General features: G+C 60.2%; 13 protein-coding genes. 4 read left to right on the plus strand and 9 right to left on the minus strand.

Going from position 1 to position 16,962, the window contains the following annotated elements; translation table 11 throughout:
• The first annotated feature begins 18 nt into the window (after positions 1-18).
• Together QTL95_RS03485 and QTL95_RS03490 are read left to right on the plus strand one after the other, a co-directional pair.
• Positions 19-1,083 (plus strand): DUF2218 domain-containing protein, encoded by a 1,065-nt coding sequence (locus tag QTL95_RS03485; protein ID WP_289718564.1) that lies wholly within the window; start codon positions 19-21, stop codon positions 1,081-1,083.
• Positions 1,084-1,258: 175 nt separating this feature from the next.
• On the plus strand, positions 1,259-3,253 hold the full coding sequence (locus tag QTL95_RS03490; RefSeq protein ID WP_289718565.1) for a N,N-dimethylformamidase beta subunit family domain-containing protein: 1,995 nt from the start codon (positions 1,259-1,261) through the stop codon (positions 3,251-3,253).
• A gap of 42 nt (positions 3,254-3,295) precedes the next feature.
• Here the strand turns inward: QTL95_RS03490 and QTL95_RS03495 are convergent, their stop codons facing one another.
• From QTL95_RS03495 to QTL95_RS03535, 9 genes are all read right to left on the minus strand, one after another.
• Positions 3,296-4,078, minus strand: coding sequence for an ABC transporter ATP-binding protein (locus QTL95_RS03495; RefSeq protein ID WP_289718566.1), 783 nt, complete (start codon positions 4,076-4,078; stop codon positions 3,296-3,298).
• A gap of 1 nt (position 4,079) precedes the next feature.
• Positions 4,080-4,940: an ABC transporter permease gene (locus QTL95_RS03500; protein ID WP_289718568.1), complete on the minus strand. Its 861-nt coding sequence runs from the start codon at positions 4,938-4,940 to the stop codon at positions 4,080-4,082.
• A gap of 20 nt (positions 4,941-4,960) precedes the next feature.
• A complete protein-coding gene (locus QTL95_RS03505; protein ID WP_289718569.1) occupies positions 4,961-5,980 on the minus strand; it encodes an ABC transporter substrate-binding protein in 1,020 nt (339 codons plus the stop codon).
• A 217-nt stretch (positions 5,981-6,197) separates the two neighbouring features.
• The gene (locus QTL95_RS03510; RefSeq protein WP_289718570.1) at positions 6,198-7,490 is read right to left on the minus strand and encodes a hypothetical protein; all 1,293 of its coding nucleotides are present in this window, start codon (positions 7,488-7,490) and stop codon (positions 6,198-6,200) included.
• Between the two features lie 82 nt (positions 7,491-7,572).
• Positions 7,573-8,586: a zinc-dependent alcohol dehydrogenase gene (locus tag QTL95_RS03515; protein ID WP_289718571.1), complete on the minus strand. Its 1,014-nt coding sequence runs from the start codon at positions 8,584-8,586 to the stop codon at positions 7,573-7,575.
• Between the two features lie 3 nt (positions 8,587-8,589).
• Complete coding sequence (gene hisD / locus QTL95_RS03520; protein ID WP_289718572.1) at positions 8,590-9,918, minus strand: histidinol dehydrogenase; 1,329 nt, start codon at positions 9,916-9,918, stop codon at positions 8,590-8,592.
• Between the two features lie 305 nt (positions 9,919-10,223).
• Positions 10,224-10,991 carry an SDR family NAD(P)-dependent oxidoreductase gene (locus QTL95_RS03525; protein WP_289718573.1) on the minus strand — a complete coding sequence of 256 codons (768 nt, stop codon included), beginning with the start codon at positions 10,989-10,991 and terminating at the stop codon, positions 10,224-10,226.
• A gap of 638 nt (positions 10,992-11,629) precedes the next feature.
• Positions 11,630-12,040 (minus strand): EF-hand domain-containing protein, encoded by a 411-nt coding sequence (locus tag QTL95_RS03530; protein ID WP_289718574.1) that lies wholly within the window; start codon positions 12,038-12,040, stop codon positions 11,630-11,632.
• Positions 12,041-12,074: 34 nt separating this feature from the next.
• Positions 12,075-12,386 carry a bacteriocin gene (locus QTL95_RS03535; protein WP_289718575.1) on the minus strand — a complete coding sequence of 104 codons (312 nt, stop codon included), beginning with the start codon at positions 12,384-12,386 and terminating at the stop codon, positions 12,075-12,077.
• Positions 12,387-12,651: 265 nt separating this feature from the next.
• Here QTL95_RS03535 and QTL95_RS03540 point away from each other — a divergent pair, with 265 nt between their 5' ends.
• Both QTL95_RS03540 and QTL95_RS03545 read left to right on the plus strand, forming a co-directional pair.
• Positions 12,652-13,728 carry an efflux RND transporter periplasmic adaptor subunit gene (locus QTL95_RS03540; protein ID WP_289718576.1) on the plus strand — a complete coding sequence of 359 codons (1,077 nt, stop codon included), beginning with the start codon at positions 12,652-12,654 and terminating at the stop codon, positions 13,726-13,728.
• A gap of 3 nt (positions 13,729-13,731) precedes the next feature.
• On the plus strand, positions 13,732-16,866 hold the full coding sequence (locus QTL95_RS03545; protein ID WP_289718577.1) for an efflux RND transporter permease subunit: 3,135 nt from the start codon (positions 13,732-13,734) through the stop codon (positions 16,864-16,866).
• Positions 16,867-16,962 lie beyond the last annotated feature (96 nt).

Raw genomic sequence — 16,962 nt, forward strand, 5'->3', positions numbered from 1 at the left:
TTCAGAAGGAGTAACGGCATGAGCGATGTCAAGGAATTCAGGCTGGCCGGAACCGCGTTGCCGAAAGACCCGATCGGGATGCTCGATGAAATCTGCGAGCACTTCGTCGAGCACGCCGAAGTGCGGCGCACCGGCAATCTCGCTCTATTGAAGAGCAAGGCCGGCGACGCCAGCATTCAGGTGGAAGGAAGCCGGCTGCTGATCGAGCTCAATTGCCCGACACCGCAGATGCTGCAGATGAGCCGCACGATGCTTGCCGAGCATCTGTTCTATTTCGCAGGCGAGGATCCGTTTGAGCTAAGCTGGGCAGAACAGCTGTCGCTCGCGTCTCTGCCTAATATTCACGAAGCCGTTGTCGTCTCGACAGAAGAGGTCACTCCTCATATGCGGCGCGTCAAGTTCGCCTGTGCCGACGTGACGCCCTTCATCGGCGGCGACATGCATGTCCGCCTGCTTGTGCCGCCGAAGGGAAGGGAGCCGGTATGGCCCGGTGTCCGCCAGGATGGGCGTGTCGCATGGCCCGAGGGTGAGGATGAACTGCTTGTCCGCGTCTACACGATCCGGTTCGTCGACGTGGACAAGGGTGAGCTATGGGTCGATTTCCTGCAGCACCCGGCCGCCGGGATCAAGACACCGGGAGCGGATTTCGCCATGGATGCGCAGCCGGGCGACAGGGTGGCGCTGGTCGGCCCGGGCGGCGGCAGTCTTCCGAATGCCAAGGACATGCTCTTCATTGGAGACGAGAGCGCATTGCCCGCCATTGCCCGCATTGTGGCGGAGATGCCTGTTGGTGCAACCATGCAGGCGATCATCGAGGTGCTCGACGCCGGCGAGGAGCAACTACTCCCCTCTGCCGGCAACCTCAGCGTTCGGTGGCTGCATCGCAAAGACTATCCGGAAGGCGCCAAGAACGTCTTGGCCGACGAGGCCACTAAGGCAATCATGGCTCTGGACAAGGGAAGTTTCGTATGGGCGGCCTGCGAGAAGGACGACATCCGAACGATCCGAGCGCTGCTCAAGAGCCGCGGGCATGACAGGAAGAACATGTACGTTGCCTGGTATTGGGAGCGGGATGCCTCCTGAGCGCGGTTGCTGAGCTTGCGTTTCTCCGCCGCCGCTTTGGCATTTTCCGGATCGCCTCTAGCGCATGTGCCTTGACGAGGCATGCGTTCCTGGACGAGGCATAAGCCATCACCTTGTCCAGAAAAAAGACGGTCGATCACAACCCCGGCCGCTCGCAGACATTGCCGAGGCACACATGAGAACTCTCCTCAACCACTCGCACATGGCTGCTGTCGGCTATCTCGAGCCGTGGAGCGTGCGGGCCGGTTCGATAACCCAGGCATTTATTTCCTGCACCGATCCCAACGCAACCATCGCCATCACTACGTTGGATCGCGACGATAAGGAGCGTGTCGAGTGGAAAGTCATAAGGCATGAGCCGACGTTTTCCACCCGGTCCTACACCCTGGGCTCCTGGATCGAATTGCCGGACGGTATTGCCGCAACCCGTATTCTTGATCTGAATTTCGAGATACTTTTCACCGATAACAGCGAGCCGAAACCGGTCGTTTCCTTTGGGTCATTTCGGCTCACCCTTGATCCCACCGGACGGCTGCTGGCCAGTGGCCAAATGGTCGCCAATGTGAGGCAGGAGCGTTGGTATCGGATCAAGCTCTCGCGAACACCTGGCAGCATTTCATGCATCGTGGAGACGGAGGGTGGTAATGTCGTCGGCAACTGCGCGGTCGCCGATGACGGCCAGCCGGGCAGCATCCTGATCGGCGCGGAGCCGAACCTGAACAGCAAAACGCTGAATGCGCGCATTGGCCGAATTCTTATCGAGGCTGATGAGGCCGCGCTCGAATGGCGCTTCCCAACCCGAGGACCGGTGGCCGCGCTTGCGCCTGTCGCTGGTGGCGACGCGGAGCTTGTCATCCACAATGCTCCCATCTTCGCAGTCGCCTCGGCACGCTTTACGGGCGGCGTACATGATCCGAGACTCGATCCCGAGCACTTCGACGCGGTGCATCTTCACGACGATGACTTCGGCGGTTTCGATTGGTCGGCGGATATGAGTATCGAAGTGCCCGCCCACGCCCGCTCAGGTGTCTATGCGGTCGAAATCACGACCAGTAGGGGCGTGGAAAAGCTGCCATTCTTCGTGCGGCCACAGCAGCCCCGATCCGCCGTTGGTGTGCTGCTGCCGACGGCGACCTATCTGGCCTATGCGGACGAACAGCTTCCGCCTCATCGCTACCCCTGGCACGGAAGCGATCGGGGACATCTCTTTGCCATCGACAACAATTTCCTCAGTCTCTACGACACCCACGGCGATCTTAGCGGCGTGAGCCTGACCTCCAGCCGTCGCCCGCGCGCCACGCTGCGTGACGACTATCACTATCCGCTCTCAAACTCGCCACATCTGCTTCCCGTCGATCTTCAGCTTCTGAAGTTCTGCGGACGGCATGGACTCGATGTCGATCTGCTGACCGACCATGATCTCGATGCGGAAGGAGTCGCCGCCATCGAGCGATATCAGCTTCTTTTGACGGGCAGCCACCCCGAGTACTGGTCTTCCAATATGATGAAGGGGCTCGAGAGCTACGTTCAGCGCGGCGGCAGCGTCGGCTATCTCGGCGGCAACGGGTTTTACTGGGTCGTGGCGTTTCAGGACGACAAGATGGAGTTGCGTCGTGGCAAGAACGATATCTGGAGCGGCCGGCCGGGGGAAATCCATATGGCCATGACAGGCGAGCCGGGCGGCAACTGGGAAGATCGCGGGCGGCATCATCCGCAGGCCTTGTTCGGCGTCACCTATGTCATCATGAGCTTCGGCCCGTCACGGCCCTATCGGCGGCTTGAGGGGAGCCATCATTCGGAATTCGCCTGGCTGTTCGACGGGGTCGCGTCGGACGTCTTCGGTCAGAGCGGAACAGTGCTCGGCGGGGCGGCGGGCTACGAGGTCGACGCAGTCCTGCGATCGGGCGAAACGCCCGCAAATCTCGTCAGGCTGGCTGTGGCGGATGATTTCGACGAGAGCTTCCAGTTGAGGCCGGATCTCTGGGTCGCGGATGGCGAGGTGGAGCGCGCAGCGCTTCGCCGATCCGACATGACGGCCTACCGCCATGAGGGCGGAGGGTTCGTGTTTTCGGCAAGCTCGGTCGCGTGGATCGGCGCGCTGCCTGGGGCCGGCGAAGACAATGACGTCGGCCGGATCATGCTCAATCTGATCGGAAAGTTTACCGGATAGGGCAGGGCCGCCGGCCCAAGCCGGCCGGCAGACAGGACGGGATCAGTGGTCGTCGGCGCCCTGAGAGCCTGCCCGGATCGCCGCCAGCACATCCTTTTGTAGTGCGATGAACTCCGCGGAAGCAATCATGTCCTGATTGCGCGGTCGCCCCAGACCGACGTGGAAGGTGGTGTTGATCCGGCCTGGATTGATGCTCATGGCGATGATGCGATCCGAGAGATAGACGGCTTCCTCGACATCATGGGTTACGAAAAGCACGGTCAGCCGGTGTTCTTCCCAGATCTGGGTCAGAAGCTCCTGCATCTGATGGCGCGTCAGCGCATCAAGAGCGCCGAACGGCTCGTCCATCAACAGCATCTTCGGCCGGTAGGAAAGTGCGCGGGCAATGGCCACACGCTGCTTCATGCCGCCGGACAGCTGCGACGGGAAGGCATCTGCAAAGCGATCGAGCTTCACGAGATTGATGTGATGGCGCGCAACCTCGCGACATTCGGCGCTGGAAAGCCCGGCGGCCTGAAGCGCGAACTCCACGTTCTGCAGCGCGGTCAGCCAGGGCAGCAGCGTATAGGACTGGAAGACGACGCCGCGGTCGAGGCCGGGCCCGACGATCGGTGCACCGTCGGTGAGTAGCACGCCGTTGTCGAAGCCCTGCAGCCCGGCGACGATCGAAAGCAGCGTGCTCTTGCCGCAACCGGAAGCGCCAACGAGGGATACGAACTCATTGTCTGCGAGTTCGATATCGATGTCGCTGAGCGCGTGTACCCGGTTCTTGGAGTTGCCGTACCACTTGTTCAGGGATTCGATCTTGAGTTTCGGCTCGCTCATTTCAATGTCTCGACGAATAGCGGAAGAATACGCGCTCCAAGGCCTTCATGGTCTGGTCTGTTAGAAGGCCGAGAAGACCGAGGAGAAGGATGTAGCCGATGATCGTCTGGGTCTGGAAATAGCGCTGCGACACGACGATCCGGTATCCGAGACCCGAGGTCGCGGCGACCAGTTCGGCGAGCACGAGCCAAGTCCATGCCCAGCCGAGGCTGATGCGCAACGTGTCCCATATGCCGGGTAGGGAGGATGGCAGCACGATGCGGCGCAGGATTTTCGTTTCTGACAGGCCGAGCGTCCGGCCAAGACCGACGAAGTCCGGAGGAACACGCTTGACGCTGTCCATGACCATCAGCACCTGCTGGAAGAAGGTGCCGATGAAGATGATGACGAATTTCTGGATGTCGCTGGTCCCGGCCCAGAGAATGGTGAGCGGCACGAAGGCCACGACCGGCATGTAGCGCACGAAGTCGACAAAGGGTTCAATCGCCGCTTCCCAGGTCTTGAAGCAGCCGATCATGATGCCGATCGGGATTGCCAGCGCCGAGGCGATGGCGAATCCGATCAGCATCCGGTAGATGCTGATCCCGGCATCGGCGAGCAAGGTGCCGTTTAGGGTCAGTTCGACCATCTTGTCCCAGACCGCGCCGGGGCTCGGCAGGAAGATGGGCTTGACCCAGCCGGTTGCTGTCGCCAGCCACCACACGAAGAACAGCAAAAGGAAAACGGTGAGCGCGATTGCGACATAGATGCGACCGTTCAGCGGATCACCGATGCGAAATGCGCTCGGCGGCCGCCCGACACCCGCGCGTGGCTGCGCGCGGGATCCCTTGTTGGATGAGTGCTGTCCTTCGGTGGCAGACATTCTATGTTCCCTAAGGCGGTTTACTTGTTCGCGGCGTCTACGAACGAGGCGTCGAGCATCTGCTCGATGGTTACGTCCTGCGTCAGGATGCCGGCGGTCTTGGCAGCCTTCTGCACGTCCACGAAGGTCTTGGTCTTGAAGTCGCCGGCAAAGGCCTTGTTGGCCTCCGCCGTCGTGTAATACTGGACGCCGTCGAACGCGGTCGCCAGATCCTCGGGCGAAGCGCCGACTGCCTTGGCAATGATGTCGCGGGCGTCCTTGGTGTTGGCCTTGTACTCGGCGACTGCCAGATCCCAAGCCTTGAGCATGGCAAGAACCTGACCGGGCTTGGACTTGAGAACGTCGTCACGCACTACGAAAACGTCGGAGACGAGGCCCGGGTCTTCACCGGCGGCGAACAGCAGCTGGACGTTTTTGTCCTGGGCGCGGGCCGACGAGATGTAGGGTTCGTAGGTCACGGCAACGGGAACGCGACCGGCGATCAGCGCCGAGCCGGCGTCTGCGGCGGGCATCGGAACCTTGGTGATGTCGTCGATCGTCATTCCATGGCTTGCAAGCGCGTAGTTCAGCAGGATGTCGCTGGTCGTGCCTTCTTCATAGGCGACGTTCTTGCCCTTCAGGTCCGCGACGCTCTTGATGTCGCTGCCGGCGATGATCGCATCGGCCGAGAGGCTGAAATCGAGGAGGGAAACGATCTTGACCGGCAGGCCGGCGGCGACCATGGCCATGGCCGTATGGGTCGCGATGTTGGCGCCATCGAGCTGGCCGCTGGCGAGCGCCGCGTTCAGGTCCTTGTCTTCGGTGAAGTTGACCAGTTCCACGTCATCGAGCTTCGCGGCCTTGAAGAGGTCCTTCGCGGCGGCAACGTGCCACTGACCGTAACCGAGCCAGGGCTCGATACCAATCTTGAAAGTACCCGCTTCCGGCTGGGTGGGAATGCTGTCGGCAGCATTTGCCGGAATCGCATGGGCAAGCGCGCCAATCAGGCCAATGGCGATGGCTGCGCGGGAGATTTTGCTCTTGAACGATGAGTATGTCATGGAAACCCCTTTTCTGACGTTTAACGTTGGCTGGACTGCGTGAGCAGCAACTTCATTCGCGTCTTTTTATTGCGTCCGGGCATGAAGATGGTTTCCCGGGCGCGTGTTTCTAATGCGGTATTTTCCCTAGATGTTGCAAACCTTTAATGCTGTGTCCGCAACAAAATTATCATCCCAAATCATTCTGATCTCATCTGTGACACCGAAGGCGCCCGTCTCAGTTTTGCTCCGGATCGATCATATCGAAGAAGCGGGTCATCACATCATCCCCCGTGACAGGCTCGCTGCCCGTCATGACGGCGACGGAGAAACCGATCAGCGATGAAGTGGGGTTGTGGGTGGTGGCGCCGGCGCGCAGGTTCATGACGAGTGTCGGGCATAGAAACAGCCCAAGCCGCACCACCTCCCGCCAATCGGCGGGAAGCATGTCTCTGGCCTTCAGTTCCTGCAGAAGGGGACGCCACATGGCCGTGGCTTTCACGCCGAGCAGCGCTTCGCGAACAGGGCTCAGGTGCCAATCGAAGTCGGCGAACAGCTTCCCGTCCTCATACCGCGCTGCCGCCTTGTATTTCGCCTGCGCGACAGCGGGGTCGTAAAGCCAGAAAGGGTGGGCGAGGATGTTGTGGAACGTCGTCTTCACTTCGGCGAGCAGCGTCGGGATATGTTCGCCGGCAAAGGCGGGATCGAAGAACGAAAGTTCTGCCCGTTCGCCGTCACTCGAGTACCAGACGTTGGCATTGTGGGCATCGCCATGGGCGGTGACGCCGCCGGCATCGGCAAGCTGCGGCGGCGCCAGGCGGCGATATGCGGCATCGAACAGTTCGCCGATGGTGCGCTCATATTCAACGCCGCCGACCACGAAACGCGCCGAGGACAACTCCCCCCAGGACAATTTCGCACCGGGAAATTCGAAGTCCTTGCCCACGTAAAAGCTCGCGAACCGGCCACCGGGATAGACGGCTTCCGGCGGCGTGATCAACCGATCGTGAAAGAGGCGGTGCACGGGTTCGCCGGCGACCTGCTCGGCCGTTACCGGATGCAGCGTATTCAGATAGACCTTGAGAACGGTCTCATTCAACCGCTTCTCGGCCGCTACCGCTTCGTCGGCGGCGTGGTCGTCGTGCGCCATATCCAGCGCGCGCAACACATCGGAGAAACGCGGGTCCGACCGCCGTTTGTAGACGAGAATCTGCTCGCCTGGCAGCGTCGACATCATCAGCGGCTGGTCGACGGGGAGGCCAGCGCGGGCAATGATGTCGGCGCGGTAATACTCACCGCTCATCGCCTCTTCGCCTTCTTCCTGATGAAACTTGAAGAAGTATTTGTTATCGTTGGCTTCGAAGAATCCGTTCAGCGAATTCAAACTGTATTGGTCGTAGTTGATCGTGACGTTCTCGGCAGCGACTTGGAAAAGGTCATGGAGAAGTCCGGCAAGCAGAGTTTCGGCAACCCCGTCGCGCTTCTTCGCGTGATCCCGGATTGTCGCTGTTCTGCTGGCATTATCTGTCATGTGGTCTGCTCTTCGATATGTATGCGTGGTCAGTTGTTATTAAACAGCCCGCCAGACGGCGCCGAGACGTTGCTGCATATGACTAATCCCTAATCCGAATGATGGTCTTCAGGTTGTCCGTCTGTCCATCGAGCAGTCGGCGATAAGCGGCGGGGACTTCGTCGAGGGACGACAGCACTTCGCTGAATTTCAAAAGCTCGTCCTGCAACTGCGGCAGAAGCGAAACGGCTTCCACAAGCTCGTCTTCATAGGCATGACAGCCGAGAAGCGCGATCTCGCGTTCCACCAGAATGTTGGGATCGAGATCCAGGCGTCCATGGCTGATGCCGACCAGCGCCAGCGCTCCGCCGCCCGAAAGCAGCTCCAGCGCCTGGCCGACGGCCTTAATGCTGCCGGTCGCATCGAGCGCGTAGCGCAGCCGTGCCCCGCCTAGCTTGGCGGCGATATCCTCGGCCGTCAGTTCCGCGACGGTGCCACTGCAGATCTCCGCGACCATGCGGGCTCGCTCGCCCTTCAGGTCGGAAAACAGAAGCTGTCCATCGTGAAGCTTCGAAAGCAGAAGGCCACTTAGCCCGCCGATCGTGCCGCAACCGACCAAAAGTACCGGTTCACCCGCGGGCACGCGGAGACGCCGGACTGCGTGCAAGGCCACCGCCAGCGGCTCGGCCATCGCCGCGACACGCGGGTCAAGCGATGGCTCGTGGCGGATGATCAGCCTTGCGGGAAGCTGTACCTCCTCCGCAAAGCCACCGTCGCAAACTTCGCCCACAAAGCCGAGGCGTTCGCACACATTGGTCCTGCCGGACGCGCAGGCACTGCATTCGCCGCAATAGAAGCGGGAATCCGCCGCAACGGTATCCCCCACAGTGAAGCCTGCTACGCCATGTCCGACCGCCGAGATGCGGCCGCAGAATTCGTGGCCTGCCGTCGACGGGCGTCTCGATATCCATTGACCGGTGCGGAAATTGTGGAGATCCGAACCACAGATGCCGGCCGCCCGCACGTCGATATTGACGTAGCCCGGCGGCGGCGGCTGAAGTCCGTCGACCTCCTCCAGCCGCAAATCCATGGCATCGTAAAGACGCACCGCCTTCATCGTTCAGCCCTTAGGCTTGAGGTAAGCATCGCGGACCGGCGATACCGCGTTGGCATGCGAGGAGAAGCCTTCGTATATGGCGAGCTTATGCGCATTTTCGGCGAAAAGCGGGTAGGCGGGAGCGGTGACGTAACCGATCGAACTGCGCTTGACGAAATCGGTGACCGAAAGCGGACCGAATGTGCGCGCCCAGCGGCTGGTCGGCAGCACGGCATTCGGGCCGAGGCAGAAGTTGCCGATGCTGACGGGCGTATACGGTCCCATGAGGATTTCCGCGGCCTCCGTGATCTGGCCAAGATGCGAGAACGGATCAGTGGACAGGATTTCCAGATGCTCCGGCGCATAGGCATTGACGAAGTCGTAGCTCTCCTGGATCGACGAGGTCAGCACAACGCCGCCGCACTTGCCCGAGAGCACGGTGCTCGAGAAATCGACGCGTTGCGCCGTCATCCGCGCCCAATGCTCGGGCAGGGCGGCAAGCGCTTCTTCCGCCACGCGGCGGCTGTGCGTGACGAGATAGGCCGATGAATCGGGGCCGTGTTCGGCTTCGATCAGCAGATCGAGCGCGGCAAGACCGCCGTGAACAGTATCGTCCGCGAAGATCATCGCTTCGGACGGGCCGGCTGGAAGACCGGTGTCGATGACGCCGGCCAGGATGCGCTTGGCGGCAACGACCCACGGGCTGCCGGGTCCGACGATCTTCAGCGCCGGCTTGATGGTTTCCGTACCATAGGCAACGGCCGCCACGGCCTGCGCGCCGCCAACCTTGTAGACGGTCTCGACGCCCGCGAGACGCGCTGCGACCAGTGTTGCTGCATCCACGCTGCCATCTGGCGCCGGCGGCGTGACGATCGCGAGATGCGGGACGCCTGCGACGACGGCAGGCACGGAGGTCATCATGGTCACGGAAGGGAAGGAGCCCTTGCCGCGCGGGACATAAAGCGCCACCGACTGGATCGGCGTGAAACGGTCGCCGGCGAAGGCGCCCGGACGGACCTCCTTCAGCCACATGGCTTCCGGCTTCTGCTCCTCATGGAAGACGCGGATGTTTTCGATGCCGAACTTGATGGCGTCGATGACATCGGTGCTGACCAGACCGAAGGCCGCGTCAAACTCGGCTTCCGTTACCTTGATGGTGGCTTCCGAAATGTCCGCCTTGTCGAGTTCGCGTCCGAAACGCGCAACGGCGCGATCGCCCTCGGTACGCACCGCCTCGAGGATCGGCTTGACCTTGTCCATGAAGCTCGAAATGTCGTTTTCCGAGCGGCGCAAAAGCGCAGCTTTTCCGTCCGCGGAAAGCTTCGAATATTCGTAGAAGGACACGTCCGTCATTTCACATTCCCTTTGTGAGGCCGTCGGCGCGGCGGAATGGCAGGCACGCGACAGCAGTCGCTCAGGCTCATAGCCCAAGCGGCGACAGTATTGAAATAGGTTTCCCGTTTGCCCGTGCATATGCATTCGAGCATCACCGGCGGAAACCCCGGTATTTCATCGTGTATTCGAGATCAGGATGTCGCAAGCCAGCCCACGGCCGAAAGCCTAAGGCCTTCTAGTTCCACTCTTATTTCTTGTCTTTAAATGTATATACATGTCCGGGCGCGCGGCATCAAATGCTTTTTGCCGCGCCTGCCTCTTTTTTATATCGAGGCCAAAAAACCGCCATCCACAGGCAGGCAATGGCCGGTAATGTAAGCGGCGGCATCACTGACAAGGAAGACCACCGCACCGCCGATATCGGAATTATCTCCAAATCGGCGCTGCGGAATCTTGTCGAGCATGCGTGTCTGCCAACTGGTGTCCTCGTAGAAGACCTCGGTCATCGCCGTACGGAAATATCCCGGCGCAACGGCGTTGACGCGTATGCCCGAAGCAGCCCATTCAGCTGCAAGGGCTCTCGTCATGCCGAGCAGTCCCGATTTCGATGATCCATAAGGTACGGCCGTGGGGATGCCGACAAAAGAGGTGAGCGAGCAGAGGTTCACGATGTTTCCACCTTGAGGCTGCTTGGACATGCGGCGTGCCGCTGCCCGTGCCCAGAAAAAGGCGCCCTTCAGGTTCGTATCGATGATACGGTCCCACAGTTCCTCATTGACGTCGAGCGAAGGGGAGACTTGTTCGATGCCCGCATTGTTGACGAGAATATTAATGCGACCAGCAAAAGCTTCGAACTGATCAAGTACGCGTTCGATGGACGGCACATCGTTCACGTCTTGAGATGCGACGGCACACTTTCGTCCACGTGCCTCAATCAGCGCTCGCGTCTCCGCCAGCGAATGTTCGTCGCGCGCCGTGACGCACACATCGGCTCCGGCATCGGCCAGAGCCAGAGCAATCGCCTGACCGAGCCCGCGGCTCGCGCCAGTGACAACCGCGATCCGCCCTTCGAGACTGAATATATTTCCCATTCGTCCACTTCCTAAGTCTCACAAATTGGCTCGCATTTTATGGCTATACATCATGGTGATGCGCAAGCCGCGCCAACTAATAGCGAGAGATATTCCGCTCACTTTTGCTACCATGTGCCACGCTGTCTCTTATCGAGCCCTATCGGCGCGCCATATCTTCTGTCGCTGATGCGACGAGGCAACCGATGAATGTTCGACGAGGTTCAGCGTCGACCCCAGTCGCCGAGCACGCCCTGACGCTCAATATTCACCCCGTTTCCGCCGGATCTCGTGCAGCATCCTCAGATTCTCACGTGCTTGCCGAGCGTTTACACGCGCCTTTTCCATGTTGAGGAGCCGTTCGCGGTCCCGATAGTACTGGTCAAGGTCCGCGCAGGCCCCGTTGCCTCCGTTGAAACATCTATGGTGATCTCTGTAGGGCTCCCCTGCGTCGGCGGTGCAACCCGCAAGGATCATGGCGCCGAGGCCGCTCCCTGCCAACATCACGACCGTCAGGAGGGGTGTACGGAATTCCTTCATCTTTTGAACATCCTATGGTTTTTGCCGCGGTCCCGGCCTGCGGAGTGCTTCAGCCGGCATATATGCCGGCCTCGTCCGATACGTCTTGCGCGGGGATTGCTACCCGGCGGCGCGGTACGCTAGTCTTGACCTTCATCCTCCTGCGCGGCTTTCATCGCCAGGGCGAGCTCCTGCTTCGAGACAAAGCCGTCCTTGTCGGCATCGACCTCATCGAAACCGGCTGCGAACGCCTTGTTCTCGGCGGCTTCCGCCTTGCTGATCTTGCCATCCTTGTCGATATCCAGCGTATCGAAGGTCTGATTGAAGATCTTGACCTGCTGGGCGATGGTCTTTTCAGTGAATGCGCCGAATTCCTCGCGCGAGATAGATCCGTCGCTGTTTGCATCGATCTTGGTGAACGTCGCGTCGATTTCCCGCTTGATGGCATCCTGCGATGCTTTCGGATCTTCCGGTGGCACGGTTGTCTGTGCCTGCGCCAGGCCGGTGAAGAGAAGGCTCGCCATGGCGATTGCGGCGGTTTTCATAGTCATGATTGCTCCTGTCATCATCATCTGTTCGGTTCGGTCAGTAGCGTGGTTGATAGCGATCGTAGCGATGCGGCCGGCGATCGCGGTCGTAACGACGCCAATCCTCGCGGCGCGTAGCTCCATGGTCCCTACCAACAACCGCACCGATCAGCCCGCCAGCAACGGCTCCGCCTATTGCGCCGCGTGGATCTCCTTGCGAAGCAACCGCACCGGTCAGAAGCCCCAGCCCAACGCCGAGCGCGATGTTTCTGGACTTCTTGTCCATCGCCTCGGCGCTACCCGCCGCAATCAGCAGGGATGCCGATAGCAGCATGGCGAGCAGCGCCCTTGAGCGTCTTGTGTCATTCATGATCCGTCTCCTCTCTGTTGTTCGAAAGCACACGGACAGTCAGATGGCGACATTGTGAGAACATTACGGGTCCAAAATAATCCTCCCATCCGCCGTCCGTAATGTTCCTGCAATCTTCCTTCGGTCAGTTCACAGGGCCAAAGCGGCGTCGATCAGGGCCGCGATGGCCGGGCGCCGGTTCTTCGACCCAGAGCGGGCGTCCGCCTTCCTTCCCGGTCGGTCGCGTTATCGTTCGGAAGTCGGCAGAATTCGAATTGGGGAAACCGTGTCGCTTCATCTCATCAGTCTTTTGGCAGCCACCATGGCGATGGTGACCGGATCCGCGCTTGCGCAGCAGCTCGATTCCGCAGCCGTCGAAATCTCGGAGGTCGATGTTGGCGTGGTCAAACGTCAGAATATCGCAAATGAGGTCCGCATTGCCGGATCCCTGACACCCATTCGCCGGTCGACGCTGACCTCGAGGGTTTCCGCTACCGTTATCGATCTGCCGGTCAAGATTGGCGATGTCGTCAAGAAGGGGGACCTTCTCGTTCGCTTCGACACGGAAGCGCTGGCATCGGCAGTGGCCGCCAGAAGAGCGGAAATCGACGCCCTGGATGCTCAGATTGCGCTTGCCGATGCCGTGCTTGAACGTAGCACGACCCTTGGAGAGAGGGGCGCCTCGTCCGAAGCCACGCGGCTTGAGGCGAAAGCAAATCTCTTGAAGTTGAAGGCACAGCTTCGCATCAAGCAGGCCGAGGTCGCTGATGCGGAACGATCTCTTGCTTACGCGTCGATGCACGCGGAATTCGATGGCGTCGTCGCCTCACGTTCCGTCGAGGAAGGCCAGACGGTACCGCTCAACACGGAATTGATGACGATCGTTGATCTGACACGGATGGAGGTCGATGCCGGGGTTCCGACAAGCCGTATTCCGCTCGTGCGCCCCAGGCAGCCCGTCGTCCTTAACGTGGAAGGTTTTGCTGGCCGCACCTTCACTGGTGAGGTCGTGCGCATATCGCCAACTGCGGTGGCCGGGTCCCGGTCCGTGCGAGTGTTTCTGGCGATTGAAAACACGGAAGGTTTGCTGCGGGGCGGCATGTTCACAACGGGCATCTTGAAGGTCGACGAACAGAGCGACGTAATCGCGCTTCCGGTGGCCGCGATCAGGCATGACGAGGATGGCTCCTTCGTCCTGCGTGTGGAGAGCGGCGTGCTGCACCGGGTCTCCGTGGATCTCGGTCTCACATGGAGCGACCGCAATCTCGTCGCCGTGCAAGGCCTCGGTGAGGGCGAGATGGTTGTGACATCGCCACTGCCTGATATCGTCGCTGGGACACGCGTCGTGATAGAGGGACACTGACCCATGTTTCTGACTCGTGTCAGTGTCAGCCATCCTGTGTTCGCGACCATGATGATGGTTGCTGTCGTCGTCGTTGGACTTTTTTCCTACAATCGACTGGGAGTTGATCTTTTTCCCGAGACCGATCTTCCGATCGTCGTCGTCTCGGCCACCTACAACGGCGCCTCGCCGGCCTCGGTGGAGAACGAGGTGTCGAGGCCAATCGAACAGGTGTTGAACACGATTGGCGGCATAGACAGCATCACGTCTGAATCCTACGAGGGCCAGTCGATCGTTGTCGTTCAATTCGATCTGGATGTGAACTCACAGCTTGCCGCGCAAGAGGTACGCGATCGGGTGGCGCGCCTTCAGGCCAGCTTTCCCGACGGCGTGGATACACCGCAGGTCACACGGTTCAATCCGGATGATCAGCCGATCCTGTCGATCGCGGCCTCGTCTTCCACGCGCTCATTGTCCGACATCACGACGCTTGCCAATCGGATCATCATCAACCGGTTGAGCGTGATGCCCGGCGTCGGGCAGATCACGCTGGTCGGCGGCAGCGAGCGGCAGATGCTCGTCGTCCTCGACCCCGATCGGCTGGAGGCCTACGGCATCGGTGTCGCGACTGTCATGGACGCCATTCGGCGGGAAAACCAGGATCGTGCCGCCGGTACGCTCATTTCGGGAATCAACCAGCGGATTGTCACGGTGGAAGGCCGCATCGAGGACGTTGCGGGCTTCAACAGTATCATTGTCGCGCAGAGCGGTGGCTATCCGGTCTACCTCGCCGATGTGGCGAGCGTACTCGACACCGGTGCAGAGGTAACAAGCCGGGCGACCTACCAAGGCGTGACGTCTCTCGGGTTGGACATCGTCAAGGTGCAGGGAGCAAACACTGTCGAAGTCGCCTCGGCGATACGCCAGCAGGTTCTGACTCTCAATGCGGAACTGGTAAAGGAAAACATAAAGCTGACGATAACCCGCGACAATTCGACGGCGATTGCCGCGCAGGTTTCCGAGGTGCAGCGCACTTTGATCGAAGGTGGTATCCTTACCGTCATCATCGTCTTCCTGTTCCTGAACTCGTGGCGGTCGACCGTGATCACGGGGCTCACGCTGCCGATCTCGGTGATTGGAACCTTTGCCGCTGTCCATGCGCTCGGATTTACACTGAACACGATGACCTTGATGGCCCTGTCACTATCGATCGGCATTCTGATCGACGACGCGATCGTGGTGCGCGAAAATATCACGCGTCATCTGCAGATGGGTAAGGATCATGTCAGCGCCGCGCTCGACGGGACAAACGAGATTGGCCTTGCTGTTCTAGCTACGACGTTGTGCATCGTGGCAGTTTTCCTTCCCGTCGCCTTCATGGGCGGGCTGATCGGGCGGTTTTTCCTTCAGTTTGGTGTGACGGTCGCTGTTTCGGTGATGATCTCGCTGTTCGTTTCGTTCACGCTTGATCCAATGCTGTCGAGTGTCTGGCATGACCCGCAGTCTCGGAAGGACGCAAAACGTGGCCCTCTGGGGCATGCCGTACAACGGTTCGACAGATGGTTTGAAGGACTGTCTGACCACTATCGCGGCCTCATTCTCTGGACACTTGGTCACCGGAAAACAACAGTCGCCTTCGTCGCCGTGATGTTTCTGGGCAGTCTTCTGCTCATCCCACGCGTGGGCGCCGAATTCCTTCCACCGGCGGACCAGGGCGAGGTCAGTGTTTCGCTCAAGGCGCAGGAGGGTGTTTCGCTCGACTACATGGCGGCAAAAGTCAGCCAGGTGGAACGAGCGCTCAAGGCATTCGACTATGTCGCCACGACCTACTCGACCATCAACTCCGGCGGTGCACGCGGATTCAATCAAGCCCTGGTCGCAGTTCAACTCGTGCCGGGCGATCGACGGGCGCTGACCACGGCGGCAAGCGTGGATTCTATCCGCAAGCGGTTGTCGAGTATCGCCGGACTCGATATTTCCGTTGGCCAGTCCTCGGGTGTCGGGGGATCTGCCAAGCCACTGCAACTCTCCATTCTTGGCGATGGCGAGAAGGAGCTGCGGCGGATCTCCGATCAGATTACCGCGGCGCTCAAGGCTATCCCGGGTGCAACCGAAGTTGAATCATCGATCGAGAACGTCCGGCCGACCCTTGCCGTGAAGATCCGGCGCGAGGCCGCGAGTGATCTCGGCGTCTCGATCGCGATGATCGGCGACACGCTGCGGCCGCTGGTCGCCGGGGACGCCATTTCGGTCTGGAACGCGCCCGATGGCGAGTCCTACGATGTCATGGTGCGGCTTCCGGCGACCGGCCGACGCGACGCTGCGCAATTGCGAAACCTGACCATTTCCACAGGGAAAAGCGACAGCGACGGCAAGCCGATCGTCGTGCTGCTCGACCAGGTCGCGGACGTCATCGAAAGCAGGTCGCCGGACGCGATCACGCGTAAGGATCTCTCTCGCGAAGTCCGCATATCAAGCAATATCGAGGGCCGCCCGCTCGGGGAGGTGACCGACGATCTCAATGCTGCCATCGGCAAGCTGGACATTCCCACCGGATACCGTATCTCCTTTGGCGGGGATGCCGAAAATCTTGTCGAGAGCACCGGCTACGCCCTTCAGGCCCTGATGCTCGCCATCATCTTCATCTACATCATACTCGCATCCCAGTTCGGCTCGTTTATCCAACCAATCGCCATCATGATGAGCCTGCCGCTATCGTTGATCGGGGTCCTTCTCGGGCTGCTTTCAACAGGTTCCACAATCAACATGTTCTCGATGATCGGCTTCATCATGCTGATGGGACTGGTCACGAAGAATGCAATCCTGCTCGTCGATTACGCCAATCTCGGCGTGCGCCAGGGCAAGGATCTTCGGCAGAGCCTTATCGATGCCGGTGCCGTACGTTTGCGACCGATCGTGATGACCACGCTTGCTATGATATTCGGCATGTTGCCGATGGCGCTTGGCTTGGGCGACGGGGGTGAGCAGCGCGCTCCGATGGCTCATGCCGTTATCGGTGGATTGATATCGTCCACGTTGTTGACCCTTGTCTTCGTGCCAGTTGTGCTCACCTATCTGGATGGCCTGTCTCGTCGCCTCGCGCACTGGTTCGCTCCAAACAAGGTGACTGGCGCGGCGGCGGAAGGGTCAAGACAGTAAGGGATCATCTCGTCATCGGCACGATCCACCTGCTTGAAAGGAGCTACCCTTGCCCAGAACAGCAATTGTTCTCGTCGTGAGATTCCGGTTCGGGGT

It is taken from the genome of Rhizobium sp. S152 (assembly GCF_030380735.1).
Classification (GTDB): Bacteria; Pseudomonadota; Alphaproteobacteria; order Rhizobiales; family Rhizobiaceae; genus Rhizobium.

Coding starts and splice junctions, on each gene's coding strand:
- QTL95_RS03490 (WP_289718565.1), top strand. CDS start 1,259: ATGAGAACTCTCCTCAACCACTCGCACATGGCTGCTGTCGGCTATCTC.
- QTL95_RS03505 (WP_289718569.1), bottom strand. CDS start 5,980: ATGACATACTCATCGTTCAAGAGCAAAATCTCCCGCGCAGCCATCGCC.
- QTL95_RS03510 (WP_289718570.1), bottom strand. CDS start 7,490: ATGACAGATAATGCCAGCAGAACAGCGACAATCCGGGATCACGCGAAG.
- QTL95_RS03495 (WP_289718566.1), bottom strand. CDS start 4,078: ATGAGCGAGCCGAAACTCAAGATCGAATCCCTGAACAAGTGGTACGGC.
- QTL95_RS03515 (WP_289718571.1), bottom strand. CDS start 8,586: ATGAAGGCGGTGCGTCTTTACGATGCCATGGATTTGCGGCTGGAGGAG.
- QTL95_RS03545 (WP_289718577.1), top strand. CDS start 13,732: ATGTTTCTGACTCGTGTCAGTGTCAGCCATCCTGTGTTCGCGACCATG.
- hisD (WP_289718572.1), bottom strand. CDS start 9,918: ATGACGGACGTGTCCTTCTACGAATATTCGAAGCTTTCCGCGGACGGA.
- QTL95_RS03530 (WP_289718574.1), bottom strand. CDS start 12,040: ATGACTATGAAAACCGCCGCAATCGCCATGGCGAGCCTTCTCTTCACC.
- QTL95_RS03500 (WP_289718568.1), bottom strand. CDS start 4,940: ATGTCTGCCACCGAAGGACAGCACTCATCCAACAAGGGATCCCGCGCG.
- QTL95_RS03485 (WP_289718564.1), top strand. CDS start 19: ATGAGCGATGTCAAGGAATTCAGGCTGGCCGGAACCGCGTTGCCGAAA.
- QTL95_RS03535 (WP_289718575.1), bottom strand. CDS start 12,386: ATGAATGACACAAGACGCTCAAGGGCGCTGCTCGCCATGCTGCTATCG.
- QTL95_RS03525 (WP_289718573.1), bottom strand. CDS start 10,991: ATGGGAAATATATTCAGTCTCGAAGGGCGGATCGCGGTTGTCACTGGC.